The organism is Pseudopedobacter beijingensis, assembly GCF_042678145.1.
GTDB lineage: Bacteria > Bacteroidota > Bacteroidia > Sphingobacteriales > Sphingobacteriaceae > Pseudopedobacter > Pseudopedobacter beijingensis.
The window spans coordinates 155,268-181,363 of the sequence record NZ_JBHUDG010000050.1 but is presented as its reverse complement, the minus strand read 5'-3'; the positions used below and the strand labels follow the sequence as shown (position 1 = coordinate 181,363).

General features: G+C 44.3%; 29 protein-coding genes. 1 reads left to right on the top strand and 28 read right to left on the bottom strand.

From position 1 onward, the window contains the following. Positions 1–34: 34 nt before the first annotated feature. The 18 genes from ACFSAH_RS18350 to ACFSAH_RS18265 all read right to left on the bottom strand — a co-directional run bounded on the left by ACFSAH_RS18350 (position 35) and on the right by ACFSAH_RS18265 (position 13,292). On the bottom strand, positions 35–709 hold the full coding sequence (locus ACFSAH_RS18350) for a hypothetical protein (RefSeq protein ID WP_003005520.1): 675 nt from the start codon (positions 707–709) through the stop codon (positions 35–37). Further along, the gene (locus ACFSAH_RS18345) at positions 706–1,365 is read right to left on the bottom strand and encodes a hypothetical protein (RefSeq protein WP_003005523.1); all 660 of its coding nucleotides are present in this window, start codon (positions 1,363–1,365) and stop codon (positions 706–708) included. Before ACFSAH_RS18345 ends, ACFSAH_RS18350 begins: the two co-directional genes overlap by 4 nt. After that, positions 1,362–2,024, bottom strand: a complete 663-nt coding sequence (locus ACFSAH_RS18340; protein WP_201679250.1) for a hypothetical protein — start codon at positions 2,022–2,024, stop codon at positions 1,362–1,364. The genes ACFSAH_RS18345 and ACFSAH_RS18340 overlap by 4 nt, the downstream gene beginning before the upstream one ends. Continuing rightward, positions 2,021–4,510: a TraG family conjugative transposon ATPase gene (locus ACFSAH_RS18335; RefSeq protein WP_003005528.1), complete on the bottom strand. Its 2,490-nt coding sequence runs from the start codon at positions 4,508–4,510 to the stop codon at positions 2,021–2,023. The genes ACFSAH_RS18340 and ACFSAH_RS18335 overlap by 4 nt, the downstream gene beginning before the upstream one ends. Then, positions 4,482–4,853 (bottom strand): hypothetical protein, encoded by a 372-nt coding sequence (locus tag ACFSAH_RS18330; RefSeq protein WP_003005530.1) that lies wholly within the window; start codon positions 4,851–4,853, stop codon positions 4,482–4,484. Before ACFSAH_RS18330 ends, ACFSAH_RS18335 begins: the two co-directional genes overlap by 29 nt. Beyond that, a complete protein-coding gene (locus tag ACFSAH_RS18325) occupies positions 4,850–5,158 on the bottom strand; it encodes a DUF4134 domain-containing protein (RefSeq protein WP_003005532.1) in 309 nt (102 codons plus the stop codon). The genes ACFSAH_RS18330 and ACFSAH_RS18325 overlap by 4 nt, the downstream gene beginning before the upstream one ends. 40 nt (positions 5,159–5,198) lie before the next feature. Beyond that, the gene (locus tag ACFSAH_RS18320; protein WP_003005534.1) at positions 5,199–5,504 is read right to left on the bottom strand and encodes a DUF4134 domain-containing protein; all 306 of its coding nucleotides are present in this window, start codon (positions 5,502–5,504) and stop codon (positions 5,199–5,201) included. Positions 5,505–5,512: 8 nt separating this feature from the next. Beyond that, positions 5,513–5,833 (bottom strand): hypothetical protein, encoded by a 321-nt coding sequence (locus tag ACFSAH_RS18315; RefSeq protein WP_003005536.1) that lies wholly within the window; start codon positions 5,831–5,833, stop codon positions 5,513–5,515. Beyond that, positions 5,830–6,177, bottom strand: a complete 348-nt coding sequence (locus tag ACFSAH_RS18310; RefSeq protein ID WP_003005538.1) for a hypothetical protein — start codon at positions 6,175–6,177, stop codon at positions 5,830–5,832. The genes ACFSAH_RS18315 and ACFSAH_RS18310 overlap by 4 nt, the downstream gene beginning before the upstream one ends. Further along, on the bottom strand, positions 6,174–6,809 hold the full coding sequence (locus ACFSAH_RS18305) for a ParA family protein (protein ID WP_003005541.1): 636 nt from the start codon (positions 6,807–6,809) through the stop codon (positions 6,174–6,176). Before ACFSAH_RS18305 ends, ACFSAH_RS18310 begins: the two co-directional genes overlap by 4 nt. Before the next feature lie 38 nt (positions 6,810–6,847). Then, complete coding sequence (locus tag ACFSAH_RS18300; protein WP_003005542.1) at positions 6,848–8,095, bottom strand: relaxase/mobilization nuclease domain-containing protein; 1,248 nt, start codon at positions 8,093–8,095, stop codon at positions 6,848–6,850. Continuing rightward, on the bottom strand, positions 8,092–8,502 hold the full coding sequence (locus ACFSAH_RS18295) for a hypothetical protein (protein WP_003005543.1): 411 nt from the start codon (positions 8,500–8,502) through the stop codon (positions 8,092–8,094). The genes ACFSAH_RS18300 and ACFSAH_RS18295 overlap by 4 nt, the downstream gene beginning before the upstream one ends. Further along, the gene (locus ACFSAH_RS18290; protein ID WP_003005544.1) at positions 8,499–9,548 is read right to left on the bottom strand and encodes a DNA cytosine methyltransferase; all 1,050 of its coding nucleotides are present in this window, start codon (positions 9,546–9,548) and stop codon (positions 8,499–8,501) included. The genes ACFSAH_RS18295 and ACFSAH_RS18290 overlap by 4 nt, the downstream gene beginning before the upstream one ends. A gap of 643 nt (positions 9,549–10,191) precedes the next feature. Continuing rightward, on the bottom strand, positions 10,192–11,145 hold the full coding sequence (locus tag ACFSAH_RS18285; protein ID WP_039989854.1) for a toprim domain-containing protein: 954 nt from the start codon (positions 11,143–11,145) through the stop codon (positions 10,192–10,194). A 19-nt stretch (positions 11,146–11,164) separates the two neighbouring features. Continuing rightward, a complete protein-coding gene (locus tag ACFSAH_RS18280) occupies positions 11,165–11,998 on the bottom strand; it encodes a hypothetical protein (protein ID WP_003005550.1) in 834 nt (277 codons plus the stop codon). Between the two features lie 30 nt (positions 11,999–12,028). Then, positions 12,029–12,304 carry a hypothetical protein gene (locus ACFSAH_RS18275; RefSeq protein WP_003005553.1) on the bottom strand — a complete coding sequence of 92 codons (276 nt, stop codon included), beginning with the start codon at positions 12,302–12,304 and terminating at the stop codon, positions 12,029–12,031. 296 nt (positions 12,305–12,600) lie between these two features. Further along, on the bottom strand, positions 12,601–12,867 hold the full coding sequence (locus ACFSAH_RS18270) for a hypothetical protein (protein WP_003005556.1): 267 nt from the start codon (positions 12,865–12,867) through the stop codon (positions 12,601–12,603). 170 nt (positions 12,868–13,037) lie between these two features. Further along, complete coding sequence (locus ACFSAH_RS18265) at positions 13,038–13,292, bottom strand: helix-turn-helix domain-containing protein (protein ID WP_258862631.1); 255 nt, start codon at positions 13,290–13,292, stop codon at positions 13,038–13,040. Positions 13,293–13,402: 110 nt separating this feature from the next. On the opposite strand from ACFSAH_RS18265, the gene ACFSAH_RS18260 reads away from it, so the two are divergent. Beyond that, positions 13,403–13,621, top strand: a complete 219-nt coding sequence (locus ACFSAH_RS18260) for a hypothetical protein (RefSeq protein WP_003005560.1) — start codon at positions 13,403–13,405, stop codon at positions 13,619–13,621. Here the strand turns inward: ACFSAH_RS18260 and ACFSAH_RS18255 are convergent. The 10 genes from ACFSAH_RS18255 to ACFSAH_RS18210 form a co-directional block, all read right to left on the bottom strand. Next, positions 13,616–14,758: a hypothetical protein gene (locus ACFSAH_RS18255; protein WP_147284255.1), complete on the bottom strand. Its 1,143-nt coding sequence runs from the start codon at positions 14,756–14,758 to the stop codon at positions 13,616–13,618. The genes ACFSAH_RS18260 and ACFSAH_RS18255 overlap by 6 nt on opposite strands. Positions 14,759–14,925: 167 nt before the next feature. Next, entirely contained in the window at positions 14,926–15,834 is a 909-nt protein-coding gene (locus tag ACFSAH_RS18250; RefSeq protein WP_003005564.1) for a hypothetical protein, read from the bottom strand. A gap of 114 nt (positions 15,835–15,948) precedes the next feature. Beyond that, positions 15,949–17,229: an MFS transporter gene (locus ACFSAH_RS18245; protein WP_003005565.1), complete on the bottom strand. Its 1,281-nt coding sequence runs from the start codon at positions 17,227–17,229 to the stop codon at positions 15,949–15,951. Positions 17,230–17,246: 17 nt separating this feature from the next. After that, positions 17,247–17,570, bottom strand: coding sequence for a DUF6122 family protein (locus ACFSAH_RS18240; protein WP_003005568.1), 324 nt, complete (start codon positions 17,568–17,570; stop codon positions 17,247–17,249). Between the two features lie 86 nt (positions 17,571–17,656). Beyond that, the gene (locus ACFSAH_RS18235) at positions 17,657–18,367 is read right to left on the bottom strand and encodes a transglutaminase-like domain-containing protein (protein WP_003005571.1); all 711 of its coding nucleotides are present in this window, start codon (positions 18,365–18,367) and stop codon (positions 17,657–17,659) included. A gap of 356 nt (positions 18,368–18,723) precedes the next feature. Continuing rightward, positions 18,724–19,875 carry an efflux RND transporter periplasmic adaptor subunit gene (locus ACFSAH_RS18230; protein ID WP_379664176.1) on the bottom strand — a complete coding sequence of 384 codons (1,152 nt, stop codon included), beginning with the start codon at positions 19,873–19,875 and terminating at the stop codon, positions 18,724–18,726. Positions 19,876–19,937: 62 nt separating this feature from the next. Continuing rightward, the gene (locus tag ACFSAH_RS18225) at positions 19,938–24,323 is read right to left on the bottom strand and encodes a CusA/CzcA family heavy metal efflux RND transporter (RefSeq protein WP_201679247.1); all 4,386 of its coding nucleotides are present in this window, start codon (positions 24,321–24,323) and stop codon (positions 19,938–19,940) included. Positions 24,324–24,342: 19 nt separating this feature from the next. Then, positions 24,343–24,951, bottom strand: a complete 609-nt coding sequence (locus tag ACFSAH_RS18220; protein WP_115171646.1) for a hypothetical protein — start codon at positions 24,949–24,951, stop codon at positions 24,343–24,345. Positions 24,952–24,963: 12 nt separating this feature from the next. After that, positions 24,964–25,647 carry a HupE/UreJ family protein gene (locus ACFSAH_RS18215; protein WP_003005581.1) on the bottom strand — a complete coding sequence of 228 codons (684 nt, stop codon included), beginning with the start codon at positions 25,645–25,647 and terminating at the stop codon, positions 24,964–24,966. Positions 25,648–25,767: 120 nt separating this feature from the next. Next, positions 25,768–26,055: a lipoprotein gene (locus ACFSAH_RS18210; protein ID WP_003005583.1), complete on the bottom strand. Its 288-nt coding sequence runs from the start codon at positions 26,053–26,055 to the stop codon at positions 25,768–25,770. Between the last annotated feature and the right edge of the window lie 41 nt (positions 26,056–26,096).

Below are 26,096 nucleotides of genomic sequence, written 5' to 3'. Positions count from 1 at the left end.
TAGATGGTTTGAATAAATCATGATGGTTTCATGTTCAGTCCTTTAGTAGATAATAGTTCCGTATGATCTCGTCCGCTTTGCGTTTGTCCATGTTGATAAAGTTTCGGTATGGGTTCGCCATTTTCACTACGCCGTTGATCTTGGCATAGTACATTGACCTCTCCATACTGAACACCAATGCGCGTATGACTTTCAGTTCGAGAATGATCTTCCGCATGAGGTGGTCTCTTTTTTCGTAGTCCATCAGCACGTTTTTTCCCTCCTGTAGAACGAAGTCGGAGACTTCGGCGGCAAGGTTTATGCCCCTGTCTTTGAGCTGGCGGCTGGCGGCCTCGGCAAAGAGCAGCAGCCACGGTTCGCCTTTGGCAGTTTCAAGCATCTTCGTGCTGTGGGTGGCGATGTCCTGAACAAGCCTCGAAATATGGAGCGCGGAGCGGCCGGACTTCAATGCCCGATCCACTTCGGCGAGTGATCGGTGGATCATGTTCTGCACCAACACCACGGAAGATAGGTTGACGTTAATATCGTCGATGCGTCCACGGATGTTGCCGAGCATATTGTTGTGGGTCTGTTCGGAAGCGAGCCTTACCGCACCGTTTTCGTTTACAATGGCAAGATGCTTGGCATCGTAGATTATCGTCACATAACTTTGGGCGAAAGTCATCTTTGAAAGACAGATAAACAGCAGGATTATGAGTTGCTTCTTCATGGTTTAAATTCCTCCAATTGCCTTAAAATATTATCGACTATACGCCTGTCCTCATTGATATAACCGGAAAACGGATTGAGGGAATCGAGCAGCTTTTTTCGTGTCGAATAGTATAGGGTAGCCGCAAGCCCCCGTGATGCTCCTGCGATCTTCCTAAGCTCCTGCAGGACGTGTCCGTAAAGTATTCTCCTGTCGCTCGCTTTCATCTGGTTGAGGTCGTTAATACTGATAAAAAGTCCGGTCAGGTAACGTGCAAGCTGCACGGCTTTTTCTGCCATATCTTTTTCTGCATCGATGGCAAGCAAAAGAAATTCGGGGTGTGTGGACACAATGCCTACAATCCTTTTTTGTTGGTTTATGATCTCGGTGACTATTGGCGCGGATTCAAGCCCCATACTAAGCCCCTGCAATGCCATACCGAGGGTCTGGAAACGGCTGTGCAACTGCCGATAACGGGTTTTGAGTTTTGACGTTTCTTCTTTGTTTACTTCCTCGTTAGCCGAGGTAATGGCTTGTCGGTTTCTTGCGGTGATCTGGCGGTCGTATTCATCTTTGCTGTGTTCGACCAATTGGTGGATCAGTTCCACATTGAGCTGTGCATTTGCTCTGGTCAAGGTGATGACCAAAAGCAGTAGAGTTAGGATAATGTATCTCATCGTTTGAGCAATCTTGAATTACGGATAATGTCATCGGCAATCTGTTTGTCGATATTGATAAAACCTGCGTATGGATTAAGGGAATTAAGGATACCGCGTTGTTTTGCCCAATACATACTTCTGTGCATCCCAAAGGCTACGCCTCGCAGGATGGTCAATTCCGTACGTATCCGGTTTAACAGTTTTGCCCTTTCCCCCGAATCCATTAGGTTGTCCTTTCCGCCTTTCAGTACAAAGGCGCTGACTTCGGCAGATAGATTGGTCGCCCTTGTCTTAAATTCCCGTGCGCCCGCTTCGGCAAATAATAGGAGTGCCGGATTTCCCCTTGCGATGTTCATTGCTTTTTCCACGTCGTTAACGATGTCAAGGGAAATATTGGCAATGTCCTTTACGGTGAGCAGGGAACGGACAACGCCGGAAACTTCACTTAATCCTTTGTAAATCTTATCCTGCAAATCGTTCACGATCAGGAGCTGGCCCGTTACGGCCATCTGGCCGCGCTGGATGAGCGTAAGATTACTATTCACATTGTTGAGCTGGCTGTTCATCACACCTGCATGGACACCCGTCGCGGCTGCCACGGCGGGGTCGATGTAAATCTGTCCTCTTGCATAAAAAACGGCAAAGGACAGGATCGTTATTGCAATAAATCGTTTCATGTAAAATCAGGTTTAAAATATTCTCTTTGTGTTTCAACGGGCGCGTTGTTCTCGTTCACCCTTTGCACAAAATCGCCCAATGCAAGACCGCTCTTTTCCATGTCGGAGACAAACGCCGTTAGGGCGGCCGGGTAGCTGCCATGATGTTTGGCGTAAATCTCCACGGCACTTTTTTCGGGTTTTTCGGTCGTGAATGCCAAGTGGTGGTAAATGCTAACCTCCACACCGTACACTTCGCCCGTATTTCCCCGACGGATATAGAACTCGTTGAAACGGGCACGTCCGTCCTTGTTGTCCAGACGGTTGATCGTGAAAATCTTTTTTTGCTCCGCTTCGTTGATGGACAGCAATTCGGCAACCTTTCTAAAGTCGGCTTCGTTCTGTTGCAGCAGGATGATGGTGTCCGAATTGTTTATGATGCTGTCCTTGATGATGGGGTTGCCGATGATGTCGTTGATCTCCTGTGTCACCTCGATGATTTCCCCCCAGAATTTCCGTACGGTCTTGTTCAGGTATAAAAGGAAATTTGCCATCATGGGCGACGAAATGGCCCGCCATGCTTCCTCCAAGATCAGCGTTTTCCGGCGGTTCTTCCGGTGGCGCATCTTCTGCACGAACAGATCCATGATTATGAGCGTGACAATGGGCAGCAACGTCTTGTTATTCTGTATATTGTCAATTTCATAGACTATGAATTGCTCGTTGAACAGGGATTGGTCGGCTTCCTCGTTCAATATGGCTTCATATTCGCCTCCTCGGTAAAACTTCTTTAGCACGAACCGAAATTCCTCCACGTCAAAAGCAATGCTTTCCTCATTCCTTATATCGGGGATTTTCCGAACAGCAAATTCATAAAAGGAATTAAAGTCCAGTTTGTCTACTCGGTCTTCGATGGCCTTATCGAAATGATGGGCGTAATAGGCTGAAATGACATTGGAAATTACGTCTCGCTCTACTGTGGTCACCGTACCCTCGGAACCTTTCCAGAGCAGGCAGATCAACGTTATCAAGAAATCCTTTTTCTCGATGTTGTATTCTTCCTCGCTGATCGCAAAGGGGTTCATCGTGATGGGCTTTTCTTCCGAATAGGTGATGTACTTGCCCCCATAGGTACTGCAAAGACCGGAATAGGAATGCCCCACATCCACGATCACCACGTCCGTGTTGTATTGCAGGTACTGCTGACAGATCGCATTTATGGCATAACTTTTACCCGTACCACTGCTCCCCAAAACGAAGCGATTGCGATTTTTTATGCGCCCAGTGCGCATAACCAAATCCGATGGGTCTATCGCCACGGGCACCCCTTGACGGTCGGTAAACCTTAGCAGAAATTCCGATGGTTCGTCGGTCGGCAGCCGTTCCTTGAAAAAGAAACAAAGGGCGGCATCGGCGGTAGTCAGGAACCAATCGTATTTTTTCAGTTCCACGCCATTGCCCGGCAGGGCACACCGGAACAGCTCCAATTGGTTGTAGGCATTGCGTGAGGGAATGATCCCCTGTTGGAACAATGCGGCTTCAATAAAATTGGCCGTCTTGTCGATCCTGTCCGTATCGGCACATACGATCATGGAGTAATGGGCGTGTACCAATAGTTGATTGTCACGGGCCACGTCTACAAGCAATCGATCAATGTCTTCCACGCACATGAGGTTGGCCGGATCGGGTACACTCGAATGCCTTTTACGCTTTACTTCAAGTTTACCCAACGTGATCTGTTGGCTGGGTATCTCCAATAGCTGGTTATATATAATGGTGCGATAACCGGGAACATTGTGCAGGAAAAAAAGGTTGTCTACCGGAAAATCACGCATACCGTTTGTTTCGGTTCGGGCGGTGAACGATCCGACCTTTTCGGGCAGGTCAACCGAATCGGTGTTGACCATACTGATACAGCGGACGGCCCGGTCACCTATTTGCAACTCACGGTCTCCGCAGCGGAGATTGTCCAATGTGATGTGGGGTTGCTCAAACTCCATGCAGAGCACCCTGTTTACAAAGCGGTTTATTTCGGCTTCCGTAAGATATGAGGGATTAAGGGCAGCACCCGAAAGCAGGTCAAAGACTTTAGCCATGTTCTGCCCGAAAGTGACAAGCACTTTTTTGTCATAGGTATAGAATGCCCCTTTTTTGACCTGACGGGTCACCGTTAGGTAGGTTCTGATCTCGGTGTATTCCCGACCCTCAAAATGTTCCTGGTATTTCTGTTCCAAAAATTCGGATGCGGGTTTGGGGCGGTATTTCCGTTTGATAAATACGTCGTGTTTTTGGATGATATGCCCCTCGCCAAGTATCTTGATGACGTTCAGCAAGACTTGTTGGAAAACGGTATAGGCTTCGGGATCGGCGCCATACTGTAAGACGGGATTGGTCAATCGCATAACGACTGAAAAATCACCACGGTCGCCGTACAGTACCGACATTCCCTGATAATGGTCAATACCCACATAGGGCATTTCAAAGGTTGTCTTTCTCTCTGTTTTCATCGGTTTGTCTGTTTTTAATGGCTGATGAGAGCTCACCCGATAAATCGGGTTCGGTTTCATAGCTGATCGATAAATGGGCAGGATGGATAAATGCGCCACGGTGGCGGGTTTTGTCATGGAGACCGTCACCTTGTTTCATGAATGTGTAGGCAAGTCCTGCACCCATCAGGGCAAGGGTTGCGAAGCCACCGAGAAAGAGATTGGTAATTGCACCGATAAGTCCGCCGATGGCCAGACCGCCGATAAGGGAACCTATGCCCCAATAGATAAACTTTCCCTTGAAACCTCGGTAGATAAGGGGCTTTTGAAGCCCCTTATAGATCGGATAACGCCCGTGTGTCATACGCCGAAAAACGCTTTAATGACCACCGACACGAGTACCAAGAATAGACAGGAACCGCCCCACGACATCAGTTCCTTATTGATGTCCTGATCTCCGCTGTTCCACTTGATGTACACCCGTATTCCCCCAATGAGCCCGACCACCGCACCGATGGCGAGAATGAGCGTCGAAATTGGATCGACATAGCTGGTAAGCGAAGATGTGGCGGCATCGATACCTACTGTACCGCCTTGTGCGAATGTTGATTGGACCGCTGACAATGAAAGTGCGGCCACGGCAAACAGTTTTTTAGTGTTTACTGTCATAGAGATAATGGATAAAAAGTGAATGAAAAATGATTGGCTATTAGTTTACCCCGAACAGGGCTTTTAGTGCGGCGCCGACGAGCGACAGGAACAGGCAGGAAAAGAACCACCCCATGACCTGCGCATCGATGTGATGCTTGCCGGATTGCCAGTTGCTGTACACCCGTAGTCCTCCGAGCAGTCCGCATACAGCACCGATGACAAAGGCAAGGTCAGAGAAGTTGTAATACCAAGTATTGACTTCCCTGCGCACTTCCCTAAACTCGGCAAGACCGGGCTGGGCGGTGGCGTACAGGGCAAAAAAAATGACAGTAAGGAATACTGTCAAAAAACGGATGGATTGCATAATTGGATTTAGTAGGGGATGGCTTTGGTGTACTCGATTACGTTGTTTTGTGCGAGCGAAACAAGTTCCTTTATGGTTATGCCCCCCGTGGATTGCAGGGGGCCTGACGAGATAACGGATTTTCCGTCTTTTACCATCGGTTCTATTGCTACTTTGGATGGTTCGGAAACAACCCTTTCGGGCGGTGAATCTTCATCGAATACCAATTCGTTTCCTCCATCGCCCGTAGTCGGAGCACGGCGATGGATAAACAGGTCATACAGTACGTTTAGGGCATAGTAGATGCCATAGACGGCGATAACGCCGAGCAGGAATTGTGTCCAGTTCATAGATCAAGGGTTTTAATGTGTTCTTTGATGTATCGGGAAATTTCGGGGTGGGTTTTTAGAAACAGGTGCAGGCTGTAGGCGATGATCTTGTTCATATCGATGCCTTTGGCAACTTTCAGTTGTTTGAGCAGGAAAAGGGTTTTGTCGTCCAAGCGGATCAATAATCTTTCCCGTCCGGTCAGTTCATGGTTTAGGATACTGTCAAATAAGTGTTCCAACGTTTCCGCTTTTTTCTTTGGCGTATCCTTTGGGGGCTGTTCCGTGGGGATTTCTTTAGTCTGCGGCTGTCTGTCTTTCCGCATGGAATCCCGAAGCTCATCGGCAAGGCTTTTTATTCCGCTCATGATGGTTCCTCCTTAGCAATGTATTGTTCATAGATTAGGTCTAAGAGCGGTAGCACAACGGGATACAGGATGATCGGTGTCTGGAACGTATTTATCCGCTGGAAATCTATGCGATCCGGCAGACCGGGGGCGACCGTGCCAAAGCCTCGCAGTACCTTTTCGACTTCCGTCCGGGTTTCGTATTTGACGGTGTTCTTGATACGGTTCGGTACAAAAATGAGGGGCGCTCTCTTGTTGATCTTGCCGATGACCATTGCAAACAGCAATGTCGAATCCACGGAAAATTCGTCAAAGGCAAACGGACAGAGCACCGCATCGGCGGCGGCGAATATGGGTATCAACCCGTCGTCGTCCATCTTGCCCGGCAGGTCTATCAGTACGATTTCATTCCGTGCTTTTCCCAATTTCCGTTGCATTGCCGGAAAATGGCTGAGGTCGGCTGGAACGATTTCGTACAGCGGTTCATTTTCCAGAATCTTTGCTTTCTCGGCTTTAGCGGAAAGTGATTGCTGATAGTCCATATCGAGCACCGTAACCCGCCGTTCTTGTTGCTGGGTCAGGTAGTTGGCGAGCAGCAGGGTGAGCGTGCTTTTTCCCGCTCCGCCTTTTTGGTTTCCTATAAGTATGAGCATAGTGCATTGGGTTTAATGGTGTTGTTAATAAGGGGGCGTCAACGGGTATTCGTCCGGGCTTTGCGCTTACGTCTACGGTTGCGCCCGTGGATCGCCTCGTCGTCGATGTCGTCGGAAATATCGATCTGGATATTCGGTATCCATTGCTCGGCTGTTCCATGTACATAATCGGCAACTATGGTGGTTTCTTCGGATGTCGATTTCCGTTCTTTTTCGTTCGGTTCTGCGAAGTCGTCTTTGGCTGATTGCACATAACCGTTTTCGGTGATTGTTTCTTCGGGCCGGAATACACACCCCTTTAGAGTAGGGTTCGTTATATCCGCTTTAGGCGATATTTTGGGTCTATCTTCCGATGGTGCGATAAATTCAGCCAATGGCATAAGGTCTTTGCCCTTGTAGACCATCTTCCTCGAATGGTCTATCACGGTGTAGCCGTATGGCGGTTTCCCGTCCTTACCGTGGAATATGATCTGTACCCCAAATTTGTCCGATAGCATTTGTGCCATTGCCGACGTATAGCCCGATGGTGCGGACGGCCTATTGCCGGGAAGTGGAGCCGGAGTGTGAACCACCGCCGGATCGTATTGGCTTTGATACTTAGCAAAGACAGCTCGGAGCTGTGCCAACCGATTGATGTCTTTGCTGAAAGTACCAATTTTGGTGTCCACTTGTTCCAAAGAAACCGTGCCTTGTCTTTTGCCGTAACGGCTGATCTGATATTTCCCATCTGACAGTTTGAGGGAATAACCCTGCGCTTCAAGCACCATCATGAATTGCGTCCGTGTGGAGAAACTATAATCCAGAGCCTTTTCGATGTCCTTATTGGCTTGTTGCTTTTCGTCCACGCCAACGACACGGTTTAACACTTCGTAGGCACGGATTTTCTCAAAACTGTCGTTTATCTTTTTGCCGTCCCGGCCTACCCGTGTGGAGACGATATGAATGTGATTGTTTGCCGTATCCTTATGGAATACCAAGAGATAGGGTTGTTCACCGTAGCCCATACCGCTCAACCATTGCTCTGCGATGGTGGTTAGTTCTTCTTTGCTATGCGAACGCCCTTTGCAGGAAATGACCGCGTGGAGCTGTGGGTATTTCGTGCGGCTACTGGCTGCGGATTGGGCTTCCAGATAATTGACGTAATCTCTTGGACGGAGATTTTGCAGGGCTTGCAAAGCACCGAAATTTGCCACTTTCATCAGTTCGCCTTTATCCTTATCCACTTTGTTCGTGTTGTAACGCACTCCTTTGAATGTGGTGGACGGGTCGAGTATCTTAACGATCATGTCTGCCCCCTTATAAGCCTAATGAGCTGCCGAATGGATTGTTCCAACCTCCGTTGCAATCTGATATATTCGGTAAGCAATGGCGCAAGGTCACGGATCAAGTTGGAATGTAACATTCCCTGTTGTTGCAGGGTATTGGCGTGCTTTGCCAATTGATTGATGTTGTTGCCGGATCGGCCGATCTCTGTACCGATACCGTCCAGTAGTTTCATGATTTCGGCGGTATTGACCAGCATCTTTTTGGAATGTTGGAGTACTCGGATACGCACGATGTCTGCACGGCTTAGACCAAGTGCTTTTTCAAGATCAAGAAACTGCGTGCGTTCTGCTTCGCTCAACCGGAGTTCAAAACGTCGGGATCGTTGTTCATGGGATGCGGACTTTCTCTTTTTTATTCTGTTCTTCATGGTGCTTTTTGGTTCAGGGTGACGGACTGTATCGCCCTAAAGATTTCAAGGGCGACCTGCGGAACGATGGCATTTCCGTAGGCTTTTATGCTTTCGGCACGCCATGTCGGAAAGGTAACTCCGTCCAGTCTTTCGGAAAGCCCATCATCTCGGCCACAAAACGGGGATTCAGTTGGCCATCCCGTCCATAGGGGAATTTCGTGCCATCGATCTGCTCCGCTGTCGGTAGTACTTTTAGCAAACGCTTCTGTATTTCTTGGGGCATCCTCTCGGCTAAGTCCTCTGCCGGGCTCCATAGGGAGATCAGGGCATGGTACACCAGAAAATCCGTCAAGGAGACCTGACCGCCGTTGCCCCTCTCGTTCTTCCTGTCCTTTAGCCGTCGCCTGTCCTCTGCCTGCTCGATTGTCGTTTTTATGTTGCTTATCTCGGTGGCGGTTGGCGTGGGCAACAAACCAAACCCGATCCCGTTGGTGTGGAGCGCCAACGGCAGCAGCCGGAATACACAGAACGATTGGCGTGCCGTCTTCAAGTGTCGGTAGTACATATCCTGCTGACCCGATTTCTGAAATGATGCTTCCGATAACTCGTCGTTGGAGTCGGATGATGGTGCTTGTTGCAGGTTGTTCACCGTCCTGACAAAAAAGCTCAATCGCTTTGATCTCCATTTGAGAAAGACTATCGGGTTCGAGAATGGTGAAGAGTCCAGTAACGTTTTCAAGAACGATCCACTCCGGCCGTGCTTCCTTAATAATTCGGATAGTCTCCGGGAAGAGGTAACGGTCATCTTTCGCCCCCTTTCGCCGTCCGGCCTGACTGAACGGCTGGCAGGGAAACCCTCCGCTGATGATGTCGATGTGTCCTCGAAAGTGAGTTGCCCGAAAATCGTAGATGTCTTCATAGTGTGCTGTATTTGGCCAATAGTGTTTGAGAACAGTTCGGCAGAACGGGTCTTTCTCGCAGGAGAAAACGTTTTGCCAACCCATCCATGAAGCGGCGATGTCAAAACCGCCGATGCCCGAAAAAAGGCTACCGTGTCTTAGCATGGTAATGGTTTTAAAGGTTTATGGATGTTTCGCCGTTGTCGGCGGATGTGGTGCGCTTGGCAGGAGAAAAAGGGAGTTGCGACCTTTTTCCTACCCTGGTGCGGACCTGCTCCATCGGAGTTGGTCTGTTCCGGGGCAAGTTGGTTTTTGTGGGTACGGCATCGAGGTACGAGAGCCGTACGTACAAAAACACAACTTGCACAATACGAAACAAAAAAGAGGGGTTATACCGCAACGGGCAAAAAAGTGGATTGGGTGTGTTTTTGGCACATAGGTTTGGGGATAGCAATTGATGATCTATATATCTGATCGGCTGTATCGCTATAAATACAGCTATCTATACGGATAGCTGTATGTCGGTATCAGTATCTATGTGAATAACTGTATATGTGCCTATATGGATAAACCGATACGTACCTATACATATATCCGTATCGCTACCTGTTTGGATATACATATATCGGGATACATGAATATCTGTATGTACTGCTATCTGCATAGGTGGCTATCGAAATATCGGTATATAGGTCTATCCGTATAACTGTATATTCGGATAGTTACATAGATAGCTGTCGGTATATCCATTTATGTGTATATGTGATTATCAATATATCGGAATAACCGTTTTCAGCCCCTCCGAAAATCACCGTTTGGGGCCTGCCCGTTGGTGCTGGATTTCATGCTCGTTTATGGCATCTCTTAACATATCGTTGTAATCCTTGTACCCTTGATATACACCGGATCGGTCTTTAGCCTGTGGCACGGCTTCGATCAACCTTTGGGTACAGTTACGGCCGGGATCGTCATTGTCGAAATACACGTCCACGATGGGTATGCCCTTAACCCGTTCGATGGCATTCTTTAATTGGACAATGGAATTTAGGACAATGGCGGTGGGTGTAGGGTCTGGGCGGTTTACTTTGAGCCAGCTTAGGTAGTCCATATATCCCTCAAATAGAACGGCATGGCTTGGATTGCCGGGTATAACAGAAATTCCCTTTTTACCGATACTGCTCTTGAAGCCTTTGGCATTGCTAAATTCCCAATTCCCCAAATCGTTCTTCCAGCCAATGGCGTAGAAAATGCTTTTATTTTCGTTGTCAAGACGGTTTCTGTAATAGATTTCATGCAGGTGTCCATTTGCAACGTCCAATATCCCACGTGCTTCAAGGTATTTGGTCAGGACAAAGTTTCTGCCGATGGGTTGCGTTCGGACAAGTTCAAAGGTGTAGCCTTTTTGTTCCTGTTCCGTAGGAGATCGGACGGGTTTATAGGCTGGTATCATGGACACCTGCATATCGCAGGTGTCCTTTATTTTGTTGAGTACTTCGACAAAGGAAAGCTGTGGCCAATAGGCAAGGCCGAGCTGTACGATACTACCGCCCTGTATGCCTGTCGAGTTCGGGCCACCTCGGTCGATCCATTTGCCACCCTCATCCCAAACCGTGAGGGATGGCGTATCTTGCTTGGTCTCCCTTAACATACTGTGGTAGAAAAGTTCCTTGCCGGATTTTCGTGCCGGATGGTGACCGAGCCGAGCCAGGAAGTCCGAAATTGGGATTTCTCGGAGATCGTCCACGTTTACATATTTTGACATAAGCAGGTGGATTGGATAATTAAAGGGATATAACTTCGGTGTGCGGTAGTTTTTCCGTGAATGCTTCCGTTGCCGATTGGTAGCCGTTCCTCGTTTCATCGATATAAAGCAGTACCTTTTCAAAATGGCTTGCACGTTTCAGAGCCGCAGACAAAAAATCGGGATGATTTAATATCAGTACCGATGCGTAGTGCAGATGCTTGTCATTCCGTCTTTTCAGATAGTCCACATATTCGGGGAATATGGCAAGCACGGTTTCACTCGCCGAAATAAAGGTCATTCCTTTTGTACCGATACAGCCCGTATAATTTTGGGCGCGCACTTCCCAACCTCCATTTTCGTTCATCCAACCTGCGGCACAAAAATCCTTGCGGTTGCCTTTTTGGTCAATGACATAATAATAGACTTCTCGGATGTTCAGATCGGCAAGTTCCCAAAGACCGCTTTCCATCAGAAAATCGGTAACCTCATTGTTGTATCCCAAAGGGCGGGTACGGGCGACATGGTAATCGGGTATCTTGGTCGCTTTGCGCTTGCGTAGGGGTCTATCTTTTTTAGCTGATTGGAGTTGTATTTCCCGAAGTTTTTCTTCGATCCGTTCGGGGGAAAGATGGGGCCAATAGGTACGGGCAAAATCCATAAGGTTTCCACCTTTGCCAAGTGAGCTGTCAAACCAGCTTTTAAATTGTTGATTGACCGTTAGGACTACTTTGTTATTGGTTCGCTTTCCGAATACGCTGGCGTATTGAAATTCATCGCCATTGATCGATACGGGTTCATGCCCCAATGCTTTGAGCAGGGTTACGAGGGTCAACGGTTCATTGGATGGTGTGTTGCTTTTGTAAGATGTCATAAGAAATTTTTTTGATGTGATGGATAGGTTTTACAGGTAGCGCATGGCTTCGCGGGATTTGCTTACGGCTTCGATCTCCATGCGGTCGATCCGCCATGCTGCGGAGTGGTCGCCGTCCTTGCGCGGGGTAATCAGTCCCAGACCGATCCAATGCTCTACATTTTTTCGTCCATACCGTTTGAATGCTTCTGATTTTTTGAGGTATGGCCGGATATGGCCAGTTTTGGACAGGGCCAGTTTTGCGCCCATTTCGGCAGCATAAGAAAGCAATGTCTGCAATTGCAGCGGTGTCAATAGTATATTCATAGCTTCTTGGGGATTTAATGGTTTACTAATGAAGGGAATTGGGTCTTCCCGTGTTGGAACCGGCAACGGGCAACGAACCCGAAATGATCCGCTCTTGCCGATTTATAGTAAGTTGTCGGAGCTACTCACGTCAGTCCGTACGGACCGGGCTATTGCCTGCCAATGCGCTTTCAGCATATTGGTATCGCCAAGCATTGGCTTACCTCACTTTCGCAAAATTTCCCATTCCTCACGGGATAATGCTTCACTCCTCAATGTCAAAGACCGTCCATGCTCCGCTATCGCAGCAGATGCGCTTACCTGTCCGTTACAGGCAGGTAGGTGATCCGATTGCTCGAAGCCGCAACGGCTTCGAGTTCTGATCTGTCAAGAAAGATTTGGGAAGTGTCGGTAGGTTGTTGGGCGGAGATTAGCCCCTCACGGAGCCATCTATCCACATTGCTCCGACCGTACAGGCGGTAAGCATCGGCTTTGGTCAACTGATCTGGAACGGGGCGTTCTTCTTTGATTGCGTTTGCTGTTCCTTGTTCGGCTGCATTTTTTAGCAGCGTTGCCAATTCCATGTACCTCATACTTCCAGATGGGGTTATTCTCCCATTCGGGTACAAAGCACGAAAACGGCATAAGGCAAAAACAGTGAAAAGGGGTGAAAGAAACGTTTCACCCCCAAGTCAAAATGTAGGCGTAATTAAAAATAAAGTGTGTTTTTTTGAAAAATTAAAGGGAGTGGATTTTAGCGGAGAGATTCCGAATCCATCAAAAAGGAGAGGGTAATATCGAGCCCTTTGGCTATGGCATGTAGGGTACTCAAACCGGGGTCGGTCTGGCCTAATTCGATGTAGGAAAGTTGTCGGTAGTCAATGCCGGAAAGTTCGGCTAACTTTTCCATCGTTAGCTTTCTTTCCGACCTTAGGTCTCTAACCCGTTGGCCAAGAGCTTTAATTATATCGTCATTTCGTATGTGCTTCACATAACGAAATTGCGACATAATTACCTGCCATGTTATGAAGTATATTTCATATTTAAGATTTGGTATATTAAATTTGTGGGGATAAGAATATTTATGATTAATTTTCACTTTATAATTCAGATCAACAGATGACATCCTCTGACATATCCCTTACGGCATTGAACATAGATACCGATTTCGTTAAGCAAGCTAAAGGTATGGGCTTGGAAACGCTCGGAGACATTATGGATATGAAATTGCCCGATTTACGAAAGAAAAAAGGCTTCAACTATATCTGGTATGCTACTTTATTGGAGATATTGGAAAGACAGGGGCTTCTTGACGAGTTTGAACGCAGGCAGTTATGAATCTTGATGATTGGAAACGCTATAATGCTTGTTCAGCCAATTGACCATACCGATCAGATGGCCTTTCATTTTCTTTGCGGTAGAAAATTCCACATCGGTTGATTTCTTTTGTAAACTTTCGGCAGAAATGAACGGTGTTCTTGGAGTGCTGAAATGCCGGGCATAATAGGCAAAGGTTTTGCCTACCTCTTCTTTGGGCAATAATCCTTTCTCCATGAATAACCTTATAAAAAGTCCAAATTGAGCCACGGGTAGATTAACCTGCATCCGGTCTGTTTGTTCACTAAGTTTACTATCTTGTATTTCCAATCTTCGTAATTCAATTCGCTGTTGGATATATTGTTTCTTCTCTGCAAGGAGTGTCCTTATTTGTTCTCTAATGGATTCATCTTCTGTCATCCATCTTGATGTACACCGTGCCGGTAGGCTGCTGATTCTGTCTTCCAATCCAATTAGTATTTCTAATTGTTCATGTAAACTTGGTGTGTCCACCATTAGACGGTTGCAACATTTTGCGCAATAGTTGAAAAAAGCCGGGGTATTGAAATCGTACTGATACAATAGGTTTTCCATCTCAACTGTGGTAAAGGGCTGTAACTTTTTCAGTTCTTCCAAAATCATTGATGCGTACTCCGCATCCGATCGGTTCATTCCCTTTCGTTCGATTAATAACTTTAGTTTATTTAATACCAATTCTCCCAATACAGGATCAACATCTGATTTGGAAACCAGACTGTGTAAATCACGTAACCTTCTCCTTAGTTCCATACGGATACTTGGAATGGAATAGGCCGTCAAGGGTAGACCAGATAAAATATGCCTGTCGAACCTCTCGCAGGCTTCCAAAAGCGATTCCAGTGTGGTCAGCGTTTGGCGGTAAAGCTGGTGTACTTGGGTGGAAAATGGATATTCATTCCACGATCCTGTCATACCAACCATATAATTATGTATGGTGTTACTAACAATTGTCAACTGCAATAGAATTGCTTTTTTTTCGGATTTAGAACTACCGACCAAACTTAAAAAATAGGGTCTAAATCGCTGTGTGCTTTCCTTTAGGTCATCAAAATAGCGAGTGAATCCTAAATGATGCTCGGCAGTCTTGATTAGTACATTTGGATGTAAGTTCTTTTCCAATACATAAAGCCAACTTATAAAATTTCCCCTCATAATTAATACTTCTTAATGCGTCCATGATATTGAATAGCGTTGAAATCAAATTAATTTTGCACATACGAGAAACAAAAATCAGAAACATTAAAAAGTCAAAAAGTCCCGAAATGGTCTTATAGGACACTTTTGCTTTATAGCATCTTGTCAATATCTATTCTCTTATGAGGTTTAGGTCGCTTATCGGCTTTGGATGGAGTAAATATTGTTTTGATGGTTTGAGGACTTAGTTCTTTACCATTCTTGTCTACAAATGAATTTACAAGGATAGCAACAAAGTCATTTACATTGCCGTCTATGACGGGTTTACCATTGGTAAACAACTCTCTGTTTAATTGATAGAAAATATCCACAAACTGATTGATGTTGCAATTTATTTTTAGTTTGCTGAATGGAAGCATATCTTTCTTTTTTTGCATTTGCTCAATGGAAAATTCGTTTGTCAGGCGGTTGATGTGCTGTATTTGATCTATTTCCTTTTGACATTGATCCGAATAATCGGGCAATTTGGGATTAATAAAGTCAATACTGGCTTGTTCGTAATCAAATTTTTCTTTGGTGAGAAACATAATTTTTTCAGTATAGTCCTGCAATTCGATCAATCTGTTTTTGGTTTCTTTAAATGAAAAGTATCGTGTTTCACATTCAGCATTTACATATTGCATTGGTAATTTAGCCGCCGTATGTCTATAGCCTGTCTGTTCTATTTCTTTCCGCTTACTTTCAATGATGGTGTAGCATTTTATCATTCTACCTCGGTTGGTAGAGTTGACAAACAGTTCTTCGTTTTCGGCTATAAGTTTTTCAAATTTATTAAGCCACTTGATGGGGTCCGCTACAAAAACGCAATGGTGTGAAAAGAAATCGGGTAGCTTTGCATAAGGAAGTTTCATAATTTTATTTATCAATTCCTCACAATAAACTTTGTTATCGACAACGTTTTCCTGCAAAATATCAAACATGATATTATCCGATTGATCTCTCGGTATCGTTGTTTGTTCTGGAAATTGAACCGTTGATTTTATCTGATATTTGTTTTGCATAAGTTTATTTTTTACTATTACCCAGTCATATCTATGTCTTCCATCTTCAAGGAGATATTTGTTTTTGGGCTTCTTTTTGTACAGTAGTATTCTTATACTCTTTTTTCAACTGTATCAACTTTGTTTTTTGTTTAATCCTTTTTCTATCTCTATTTCGCTTCGAGATTTTGCTGATACCCTAAAAAGAACAACAGCTATCATAGCTAAGATTAGGGTAAGGATACCCCCATATAAAAACTCTTTATCGGGAAATTTTGTACCGAAAAAACCAGCTATTGGATAGGCTATTGCCCACCATAAATGAGAAAATGCGAAATGAGCTCCATATACTTTGCCCTGGTCTTGGGGTTGTATGTTTTCGCCTATCAGCGTTTCGGATGGCATATCGGCAAGTGTTTGTCCGATACCTGCCGAAACCCATAAAAACAACAATCCTGTGTACGGAACGAAATTGGCAAGGCTTATGGCTATGCCAATTAAAACAGCACCGCTTATCAGTGATATACTGCGTGTTTTGGTTTTGTCCAAACTGCCCAACAAAAATGCCGTAATAGCTGCGCCCACTCCGAATACCGCCATTATCCATCCATAATGCTTATCGTCCAATTGCAGGGATGTTTTTACCAAGCCAACCGTATTGACCAACACCATTGCACCTGCAATGGCTGATATAAATTCGATGCTCAATGCGAAACGCACAATCTTATTTCCGAACAATAGGCGGATGCCTTTTAATACTTCTCCCCACGTCTTTTTCGGCACTGTATTATCTGCGATATCAACTCCTTTCTGTAAGGCTGCTTTAGGGATGGTGATAATGAATAGTATTGCAATTAAAAGGGTTGTGCCGTTGACGAAGAATATTTGTTTCGCCCCTAACCATACCGCTACAATGCCCGCCAATGCAGGACCAAATACACTCAACAACTGAAAGGTTGCCATTGACAGGCCGTTGGCTTCCCTGTATATTTCTTTATCCACTATCTGTGGGATGATAGCCCGGTATGTTGGTGTAAAGAATGCGGCAAATATATTGAGCGCAAATATCAATCCGTACACCTGCCATTCAGCATTGACAAAAGGAAGCATACACACGATTGCCATTCTTGCAAACTGTGTTATCAGCAATATTTGTTTCCGTTGAAACCTTTCCGATACAACGCCTGCAAAGGGTGAAAATATAATATACGCCGTAACCCGTAATGTAAGTGCCGATGCCAATATAGCGACCGCATTATCGGGGTTAATTTCATACGTAAGCAATGCTAACCCCAACCATGTAAAAGCATCACCAAAAAGGCTTGCGATTTGCGCAAAATAAAGCCTTGCGAAAGTCTCATTTCGCAAGGTCTTAAAAGGCTCTGTAACTATTTTTATTGAGGATATTATTTTCATATATTATAATATTGTTTTTACCATAGGCAATCCTGAAAATCGGTTGCCATGTGTAGTAATAGTCCAAGTGCAATAATTCTGATTATTTTAGTGCCAAACAGGAATGCTAAAGCATATACAGCTATTGCGTAATACGAATGCAGAAAATGAAAACCAATACTGCATCTGTTTGGGTCGAATATCGGTTTTGCAATCAAGTGGTCAACGTCAACAATCATTGTCAGTAGTAGAATTATCCAGACGGTTTTCCATCCCCTTTTGTAAAACACAAAGGCAACCAACCCCGGAAAGAGGAAGTGTAATGAATAGTGGACGATATTTTTTATAATAAATATTGACATTGGATATTCAAATTAAAACAGGCAGTAACTAATGTATTTTACATTTTCCGCCGTCTATCATTTTAAAAATTTAGGGTCTTTGAACCTTATTGCTTTCTTATTTTATCAATCTGTTTGTTTAGTAAGTGTCGTACAAGGTTTTTGAAGAAAAAATTCTTAATGGTATTACCCTGTTTTGGATACTGAAAATAGAATTTATCAGGAGATTCGAATACGCCCAAGTCTTCCAATATGTATTCTTGTTTGATAATGGATTTCTTCAATAACGGGTTGACTTTTAGATTTTCGAAATCTATATCCTCTTGGCTCGCCTTTAAACCCAAGAACAGGTTTTCGCATTCTGGTTCATTATATACTTTAGTTAATCCGTCCAAATAATCCTTGTCTAACATTATCCCCTCTAAAATGTACCAATCACTTTCAACATATATTTCCACCAAGCTATGTCTGAATTTGTTTGGCAGAACTTTATACCAGATGTCTTTCGGCACACTCGCCATTAGCGATTTGCTGACAATAAATCCATGTACACGAGTTGGTACGCCGACTGCCCTTAAAAATGACATCAATAGAATTGATTTTGTATTGTTGTCTCCATACCCGTTCAAAATCACTTGGGAGGAACTTGATGTTGAATGGCTTTCATACGCAAACTTTATTTCATCCCTTACATAGTTATATATTGCTTTAATTCTAAAAATTGTATCAAAATCTTTCCAATACCTTTGGTTAACAATACGCTGTATCGATGGGTGATTGTAATCAAGAATTTGTGTTTCTTTCAAATATTTTTTCATTGATTATATTAAATTAAATTCCACGATGGCGGTTTCCCAAAAAGGGAAAGCCTTTATCAACATGACAGGAAGCCAAAGAATTGCCGGGAAAAAATATTTGTAAATAGTTCATATTGTTGTGCTATTAAGGGACATGTTCTTTCGATACCCCTATGTTTGACAACACCGTCGATAGCATGAGCAATACAATAAACACGAGTACTCCAAAAGCAATCAGCAAACACTTTGTCATCGTTGATAAGCGTTTATTATTTGTACCTCCTTTCATTTTTGGAGGAGGTACAAATTTCTTCCTCTTTCTTGTTTTCCTGCTTCTATTTCTTCCTGATTTCATACAGTAGACTTAATGAATGGTCTTATTCTTCCTCTTCGGCGTTTCTAATTGCTGAAAGAATGGTATAAGCATTCTTGGTAACGACTGTAAGCTCATCTTCATTAACCGTTGATGGCAATTCAATAGCTGTGTAGCCTGCTTGCTCAACACCTTTTGAAACCGGAATTAATTGGAACGTATAGCTTTCTTTTGCCTGATTTGTCTGAACAATAATATAGTCCATTCCCTCTAACTGAACGAGAGCATCAGTTGGGACAGCATTCTGTTGTTCCGCTGAGGTTTCAAGTAGTGCTTTCACATACATACCCGGAAGCAAGCCGGTTTCTTGGGAAAAACGACAAAGTACGGGTATCATTTTGTTGTTGTCCGCAGCCTGTCCGACCAGAAATACTTTGGCTGTCCTGTCGTACCTGTTTTCATTGGATAATGAGAACTTAACCGATTGTCCCGGACGGATTTTGCCTAAATCTTTCTCAAAGGCATTCAATGCAAGATGCAGGTTATTTGTCCCCATGATTTCGAAAAGCACATCGGTGGCTGCCACGTATTTCCCGATATTAACATTGCTGGCTTTTATGTATCCACCTATAGGGGCATAGATATTTGCAGTTCTTGAAATGCTTCCGCTTTTCTTCAAAGCCGAGCTGCTAATCCCTATCAATGCCATCTGCTGCTCCAAACCTGAAATTTGGGCTTTCATCACTTTCAGGTCAGCACTGACCTGCTGAAAAGTTTTGGTAGCGTTGATATCTTCATCCCTTAACTCTTGCTGTCTTTTATATTCTTCTTCCAAATATTCAAGCCGACCGAGGCTTTCCAGATATTGTTGTTGGATAACAATAAATTCAGGGTTTTCCAATGTAGCTAATAGCTGTCCTTTTTTTACCTGTTGCCCCGGTAACAGTCCGGCTGTTTTGATGTATCCGCCCAAAGGTGCGGATACGGAGGCTTCGCTTTCTGGCTCGGCATCGATGACACCCGTCATTTTTATAATGCTGCTTAGGTTACGGCTTTCTATTTTGCCTGTCTGAATATCAGATAGCTTATATTGGTCATCCGTAAACGTCATGGTTTTGATACCATTTGCCGCAGTATCGGTCGTAACCTGTTCAGGGACTTCTTGACTTTCCGTATCACCGTCTTTTTTGTCTTTACAAGAAGATACTGCCATCATCGCAACGAGCAGTAACGGTAAATATTTAATTGATAATTTTGTCATTTCTTTAAAATTTTTAATTACTTGTTGCCTAAAATCGCTTCTATTGAAATTACTACCCGGTTATAGTTGTACAGGTTATCCAGATATTCCGAATGGATATTGCTCGATAGGGTGAGGTTCTGTAAATGCTGGGTATAAGATATATCACCGCTCCTGAAACTTTTATCCGAGTTATTTATAATCAGATTAGCCTGTGGCAATGCCTCTTGCTGATAATAGCTAAGCGACTTCTGGAATTTGGTATATTCCTGTACAAGTTCTTTCAGTCTGCCGTTCAGGTTCGTGGTCGCAAGTTCAACCTCCGCCTGTGATTTCTGCTCGTTGATTTTAGACGCGTTTATTCTCGACCTATAACCGCCCGGAAATAAAGGGATAGCTACTCCAACCTGAAAAAAGTTGAACCTGTCTTTGCCCGTGTAGGTACGGTCAACGCCATTTATGGTTTGTAGCCCTTTGTAGGTTTGGCTATTAAATCCAAGAATGATGTCAGGCAACATTTTGCTTCTCTCTAAAGAGGTAGTCTGTCGGTTTACTGCTATTTCCTGTCGCAGATAGCTTAGCAATGGATTATCCGTAGATGACACAACTTGTTGAGACAATAAAAGCTCCCTCTCCACCAATGATGTGTCCTTAATGGTAATATCATCCGATGTATTCAAAAGTGTCTGAAGAAGTTGTTTGGCGATTCTTATATCGGCATCACTCTTTCCAAGTTCATTTTGTATCTGCTTTGACTGCACCGATGAAGTGATGTTTTCCAAACTGGTCGCTTCTCCGGTTCTATATCTTATATTGCTTGCCTTGCTTAGTTTTACATAAATACTGTCAAGCCCCACCCAAAGTGCTTTTCGTTCCAACGCATACTGGTACTGAACGTAAGCCAGTTTTACACTACGTACAAGGTCATTTTCTGTCACGGCTTTATAGGCTTCGCTACTCTTTATTTTCTCCTGTGCCAGTCTCGACTGGTTGCCGTACACGGTTGGGAAATCTATCCGTTGTCCGACGACGAGCAGGTTATCCGTTATGGTAGGATTACTGACTACGCCCTGCGTATAAGAAACTTCCGTCTTGGGCATGGTCACGCTTCCTTTTTTGAGCATCTGCTGCAAGCTGATGTCATAATCGGCAATTTTTACCTGTGCATTGCTCTTCAAGGCTTCATCAATGGATTGCTGCAAGGTAAGTGACCTCGTAGGTTGACCGCCAATATTTTGGGCATTGCCCAATGATGGTAACAGGAAAAAGCCTAAAATTAGGATAGCGGCAGGTAAACTTTTAACTTTTTTTGATGGTCGGGTAAAATAGATATAGAGTACAGGCAGTACGACCAAAGTCAAAACCGTTGCCGTAATCAATCCACCGATTACCACCGTAGCCAAAGGACGTTGTACTTCCGCCCCGGATGAAGATGATAACGCCATTGGCAGGAAGCCTAACGAAGCCACACTTGCCGTCATCAATACGGGTCTTAGTCTTACCCGTGTACCTATACGCACCCGTTCGTAGATATCCGATACACCCTCTTTCTCCAATCGGTTGAACTCTGCAATCAATACAATCCCATTCAATACGGCAACGCCAAAAAGTGCGATAAACCCAACTCCGGCAGATATACTGAATGGCATATCCCGTATCAGTAAAGCGAACACTCCACCGATAGCCGACAGTGGGATGGCACTGAATATCAGTAATCCCTGTTTTAAGGAATGGAACGTGAAATATAAAAGCACCAAAATCAGCAATAGGGCTACAGGTAACGCTACTGCGAGCCGGGCATTGGCTTCTTCGAGGTTTTTGAATTGACCGCCATAGGTAACATAATAACCCGCAGGCACTTTTACTTTAGCGGCAATAATATCCTGAATGTCATTTACGATACTCTTAACATCCCGGTTACGGACATTGAAGCCTACTGTAATCCGTCTTTTTGCGTTATCTCGCTGTATCTGCACAGGACCCGGCTTATAGCTGATTTCTGCAACCTCGCTCAACGGAATTTGTTGCCCCTCCGGTGTACTTACAAACAGGTTCTGTACATCGGTAATATCTACACGGGAAGCACTGTCAAGCCTGACCACCAAATCAAATCGGCGTTCGCCCTCATAAACCAGACCTGCAACCTCGCCTGCAAACCCTGCTGAAATGGCACTGTTTACATCTTCTATATTCATGCCGTATTGACCAATTTTGTCACGGTTAAATTGAATATTGATTTGTGGCAAACCTGTTATTTCTTCCACATACAGGTCTTCAACGCCATCAATGGATTTGATTTTCCTGCCAACATCCGAAGCCAAATCGGAAAGTATATCTAAGTCCTCACCATAAATTTTTAATACCACATCCTGCTTTGCTCCGGTAAGAAGCTCGTTGAAACGCATTTGAATAGGCTGTTGGAAGCTGAATGTTGCATTTGGAATAACTGACAGGGATTGTTGCATCTTTTCAATGAGTTCTTCCCTTGTTTCTGCACTTGTCCATTCTTTCTTTGGTTTCAAAACCACCATCATGTCACCCGCTTCAATAGGCATCGGGTCAGTAGGTATTTCACCCGAGCCGATTTTGTTAACCACCTGTTTTACTTCGGGATAATTCTTCAATAAAATAGTTTGTGCTTTTTGGGAAACGTCTATCATTTGGTTTATGGAACTTCCGACGGGAACTCTTGTTTCCACGGCAAAATCGCCCTCGTCTAATTGCGGGATAAATTCAGCGCCCATTTTGTTGAATGTAATAAGCGTGATGATGAATAATACTGCCGCAACCGATACCACTAAAAGTTTCCGTTTCATCGCACCGTTGATAATAGGGGAATACACTCTTTGTATAGCGTTCATCATCCTATCAGAAAAATTTTCCTTATGCGATGTCTTCTTGCTCAATACCAAAGCCGACATCATCGGTACGTAGGTAAAAGAAAGAATAAACGCTCCTAAAATGGCAAAGGATACCGTCTGCGCCATAGGCGTGAACATCTTGCCCTCAACACCAACCAAAGCCAACAGTGGGAGGTAAACGATGAGGATAATGATTTCGCCAAAAGCGGCGGCTGTTCGGATTTTGCGTGAGCTTTCATACACTTCCTCATCCATTTGGTCTTGTGTAAGTTTTTCCACCCCTCCATATCGGGCTCTGCTTCCCGTTATACGGTGCATGACCGCCTCCACTATAATGACCGTTCCATCGACAATAATCCCGAAGTCAATCGCGCCAAGGCTCATCAGGTTACCGGAAACGCCAAAAAGGTTCATCATGCAAATAGCGAACAGCATTGCCAAAGGGATGACCGATGCTACGACAAGCCCACCTCGAAGATTGCCAAGAAATACAATCAGCACAAAGATTACAATCAAAGCTCCCTCGATAAGATTGGTAGAAACCGTTGAAATAGCCCCGTCTACTAATTTTTTACGGTCAAGGAATGGTTCGATTTCAACACCCTCTGGAAGACCTTTCTGTATTTCCTCGATTTTATCCTTTACATTGGAAATAACTTCCGATGAATTGGCTCCTTTCAGCATCATAACGATACCCGTAACCGTTTCACCCTGTCCGTTTCTGGTGGCTGCACCGTAGCGTGGACCATTGCCAAAACCCACCTCGGCGACATCACGGATATACACGGGTGTACCGCTCTCTTTTTTGACAACGATGCTTTTAATTTCGTCAATGTTCTTTACCAAACCCTCACTCCGAATAAAATAGGCATTCGGACCTTTGTCAATATAAGCTCCCCCTGTATTCTGGTTATTTTTTTCCAGTGCAGTGAATATATCGGATATGGTTATACTTTGACTTGCCAGCTTATCGGGGTCAACGGTTATCTGATATTGTTTTACGAAACCACCGAAACCGCTCACTTCGGCAACCCCGGGTGTTCCCAATAACTGCCTTTTGATAATCCAGTCCTGAATGGTTCTCAATTCCGTTGCATCGTACTTATCTTCATAGCCTTTCTTGGGGTGGACTACATATTGGAATATTTCGCCCAAACCTGTTGTAACAGGTGCCATTTCAGGTGTCCCAACCCCCTCTGGAATATTCTTTGAGGCTATGGTCAGACGTTCCTGCACCTGTTGTCTGCCCCAATAGATGTCCACCTTTTCTTCAAATACGATGGTGACAATGGATAGTCCGAAACGTGAAAAGGAACGCATATCCTTAATCCCCGGAATACTGACCATCGTTTGCTCCACGGGAAAGGTTACCAGTTGTTCTACTTCCTGTGCCGCCAACGTAGGCGACACCGTGATGACCATGACCTGATTGTCTGTGATATCAGGTGTGGCATCTATCGGAAGTTTGGTAAGGGAATATGTACCCCAGCATATCAATGCCAGGGTAAATAGTCCTATTACCAACTTATTCTTAATTGAAAAATGAATGATTTTATTTAACATGTCATAATGTTGTTAGAATTTATTGTTTAAGGAGATACTGTCCTTTCATTCTGATTTTGACAGTTATGTCCTCATTTGAATTGTTTTTGAAATACCATCCCTGTGGACCCTCGAACGGTGCGAGCAATGACCCCACCATATTGTTTGAATAGGCAATGGTATAGCTTTCGAAGTAGTTATTGTTATTCTTTACTTCACCGTGAAAATCAAAGTACAGTTCTCCTTTGTCCGTAATCCACTCATAGCGAAGATTTCCGTGTTTCAGCATGTCCACCTTATATTCCAGTCCTTTTCCTGCTGGTATGACCACATTAACTTCGTCTGTGCGTTCTGCAAGTTGCGTAGCAGGAGCCGGATTGTCTGCGGCTGCAGGTTTGGGTACCTCTGCACCTGAACCAACGTTTTCAAGTTGCAATATTTTATGCGGTACCGAAGCCAACGTCTCCGTATTTGCCTCTCCAACATACAACTTGCTAAATCCTGTTGCTTTGCCTATACCCAAGGGGTCTATACCATATTCAGCCGGAAGTACGGCACTTACCAAGAGTATCGTTCCTACAACCAAAGCAATTAGTACCTGCTTGACTATGGATTTTTTGTCTAATATTTGATGCGTTATTTCTGCCATTTTGATTTTTTTTTAAGAGTTAAAATAACCGACTAACTGATAGCCGAATAATAAGAAGCCTGCTGCCATAAGCAGGGTATTGGTGAGGGTTGAAAACTTCATGAAACTTGGCGACCGTCTCCAATTGGTTATGATGAAAAGCACAAGGGCTAAGGCTATAAATTGACCTACTTCTACGCCAATATTAAAGCCGATAAGGTTTGTCAGAAGTCCCGTCCTGTCAAAACTTAATTCCTGTAACTTACTGGCTAATCCAAAACCATGAAAAAGACCAAAAATTAGAACTGCTGCTTTTGTATTAGGCTGATAACCTAAAAAGCGTTGGAAGCCCCCCAAATTGTCAAAGCCTTTATATACAATGGACAGTGCAATGATTGCATCAATCAGATAAGCGTTGATTGCCATATCTGCCAGTACGCCCAACAAAAGGGTTATACTGTGTCCAATGGTGAAAAAGCTCACATAAAGCAATACTTCTTTTGGTCGGTAAAGGAAAAAGATGACACCAACAAGAAACAACAGGTGGTCATATCCGGTAAGCATGTGCTTTGCCCCGATATAGAGAAACGGCACAAAGGCTACTCCCGAATTTCCGCTTAGAAAGGTCTGGGTATCCTCATCAACTCCGTGAGCATACACCGACCCTGTTATCAATAATAACAAGGTTATTGATAAGACTATTTTTATATATCTCATTTAGAACAGTGAATTTAAATCGGTACAAACTTCAAGGAACTGCTTATAAGAATGCACACACCTATATTATAGCGATGGAATGCCATAATATAAGTGGTAGAAGAATGTTCCGGGGATTAATTAATGTTTATGCCCGTGAGCTTTGTCAATACTATCCTGATTTACAGCAGGTGCATCATGGGAGTGTCCATGAGCCTTATCCGCACTATCCTTATTAACAGCAGGGGTTTGATTGTCTGCCGGGTCGTGGGAATGTCCATGAGCCTTATCAATACTATCCTGATTAATCGCAGGAGCGGTTGAAGATGGTGCTGAACTGGAATTGTTGTCAGTCGAAGACTTTTCGCTGTTATTGCAAGCTGTAAGAGTAAGGGCAGCGAATGCTGCTATTATGAATGATTTTTTCATCGTTTTAAAAATTTGATTGTAAAAAAGAAATTATTTGCCCT

Bases quoted from the DNA above. Each gene is read 5' to 3' on its own strand.
- ACFSAH_RS18250 (WP_003005564.1), bottom strand. From the start codon at position 15,834: ATGCAAAACAAATATCAGATAAAATCAACGGTTCAATTTCCAGAACAA.
- ACFSAH_RS18295 (WP_003005543.1), bottom strand. From the start codon at position 8,502: ATGAAGAACAGAATAAAAAAGAGAAAGTCCGCATCCCATGAACAACGA.
- ACFSAH_RS18325 (WP_003005532.1), bottom strand. From the start codon at position 5,158: ATGACAGTAAACACTAAAAAACTGTTTGCCGTGGCCGCACTTTCATTG.
- ACFSAH_RS18300 (WP_003005542.1), bottom strand. From the start codon at position 8,095: ATGATCGTTAAGATACTCGACCCGTCCACCACATTCAAAGGAGTGCGT.
- ACFSAH_RS18315 (WP_003005536.1), bottom strand. From the start codon at position 5,833: ATGAACTGGACACAATTCCTGCTCGGCGTTATCGCCGTCTATGGCATC.
- ACFSAH_RS18265 (WP_258862631.1), bottom strand. From the start codon at position 13,292: ATGTCGCAATTTCGTTATGTGAAGCACATACGAAATGACGATATAATT.
- ACFSAH_RS18350 (WP_003005520.1), bottom strand. From the start codon at position 709: ATGAAGAAGCAACTCATAATCCTGCTGTTTATCTGTCTTTCAAAGATG.
- ACFSAH_RS18335 (WP_003005528.1), bottom strand. From the start codon at position 4,510: ATGAAAACAGAGAGAAAGACAACCTTTGAAATGCCCTATGTGGGTATT.
- ACFSAH_RS18235 (WP_003005571.1), bottom strand. From the start codon at position 18,367: ATGAAAAAATATTTGAAAGAAACACAAATTCTTGATTACAATCACCCA.
- ACFSAH_RS18220 (WP_115171646.1), bottom strand. From the start codon at position 24,951: ATGGCAGAAATAACGCATCAAATATTAGACAAAAAATCCATAGTCAAG.
- ACFSAH_RS18215 (WP_003005581.1), bottom strand. From the start codon at position 25,647: ATGAGATATATAAAAATAGTCTTATCAATAACCTTGTTATTATTGATA.
- ACFSAH_RS18260 (WP_003005560.1), top strand. From the start codon at position 13,403: ATGACATCCTCTGACATATCCCTTACGGCATTGAACATAGATACCGAT.
- ACFSAH_RS18225 (WP_201679247.1), bottom strand. From the start codon at position 24,323: ATGTTAAATAAAATCATTCATTTTTCAATTAAGAATAAGTTGGTAATA.
- ACFSAH_RS18285 (WP_039989854.1), bottom strand. From the start codon at position 11,145: ATGTCAAAATATGTAAACGTGGACGATCTCCGAGAAATCCCAATTTCG.
- ACFSAH_RS18280 (WP_003005550.1), bottom strand. From the start codon at position 11,998: ATGACATCTTACAAAAGCAACACACCATCCAATGAACCGTTGACCCTC.
- ACFSAH_RS18290 (WP_003005544.1), bottom strand. From the start codon at position 9,548: ATGCTAAGACACGGTAGCCTTTTTTCGGGCATCGGCGGTTTTGACATC.
- ACFSAH_RS18245 (WP_003005565.1), bottom strand. From the start codon at position 17,229: ATGAAAATAATATCCTCAATAAAAATAGTTACAGAGCCTTTTAAGACC.
- ACFSAH_RS18320 (WP_003005534.1), bottom strand. From the start codon at position 5,504: ATGCAATCCATCCGTTTTTTGACAGTATTCCTTACTGTCATTTTTTTT.
- ACFSAH_RS18305 (WP_003005541.1), bottom strand. From the start codon at position 6,809: ATGCTCATACTTATAGGAAACCAAAAAGGCGGAGCGGGAAAAAGCACG.
- ACFSAH_RS18230 (WP_379664176.1), bottom strand. From the start codon at position 19,875: ATGATGGCAGTATCTTCTTGTAAAGACAAAAAAGACGGTGATACGGAA.
- ACFSAH_RS18210 (WP_003005583.1), bottom strand. From the start codon at position 26,055: ATGAAAAAATCATTCATAATAGCAGCATTCGCTGCCCTTACTCTTACA.
- ACFSAH_RS18310 (WP_003005538.1), bottom strand. From the start codon at position 6,177: ATGAGCGGAATAAAAAGCCTTGCCGATGAGCTTCGGGATTCCATGCGG.
- ACFSAH_RS18330 (WP_003005530.1), bottom strand. From the start codon at position 4,853: ATGACACACGGGCGTTATCCGATCTATAAGGGGCTTCAAAAGCCCCTT.
- ACFSAH_RS18240 (WP_003005568.1), bottom strand. From the start codon at position 17,570: ATGTCAATATTTATTATAAAAAATATCGTCCACTATTCATTACACTTC.
- ACFSAH_RS18340 (WP_201679250.1), bottom strand. From the start codon at position 2,024: ATGAAACGATTTATTGCAATAACGATCCTGTCCTTTGCCGTTTTTTAT.
- ACFSAH_RS18270 (WP_003005556.1), bottom strand. From the start codon at position 12,867: ATGGAATTGGCAACGCTGCTAAAAAATGCAGCCGAACAAGGAACAGCA.
- ACFSAH_RS18275 (WP_003005553.1), bottom strand. From the start codon at position 12,304: ATGAATATACTATTGACACCGCTGCAATTGCAGACATTGCTTTCTTAT.
- ACFSAH_RS18345 (WP_003005523.1), bottom strand. From the start codon at position 1,365: ATGAGATACATTATCCTAACTCTACTGCTTTTGGTCATCACCTTGACC.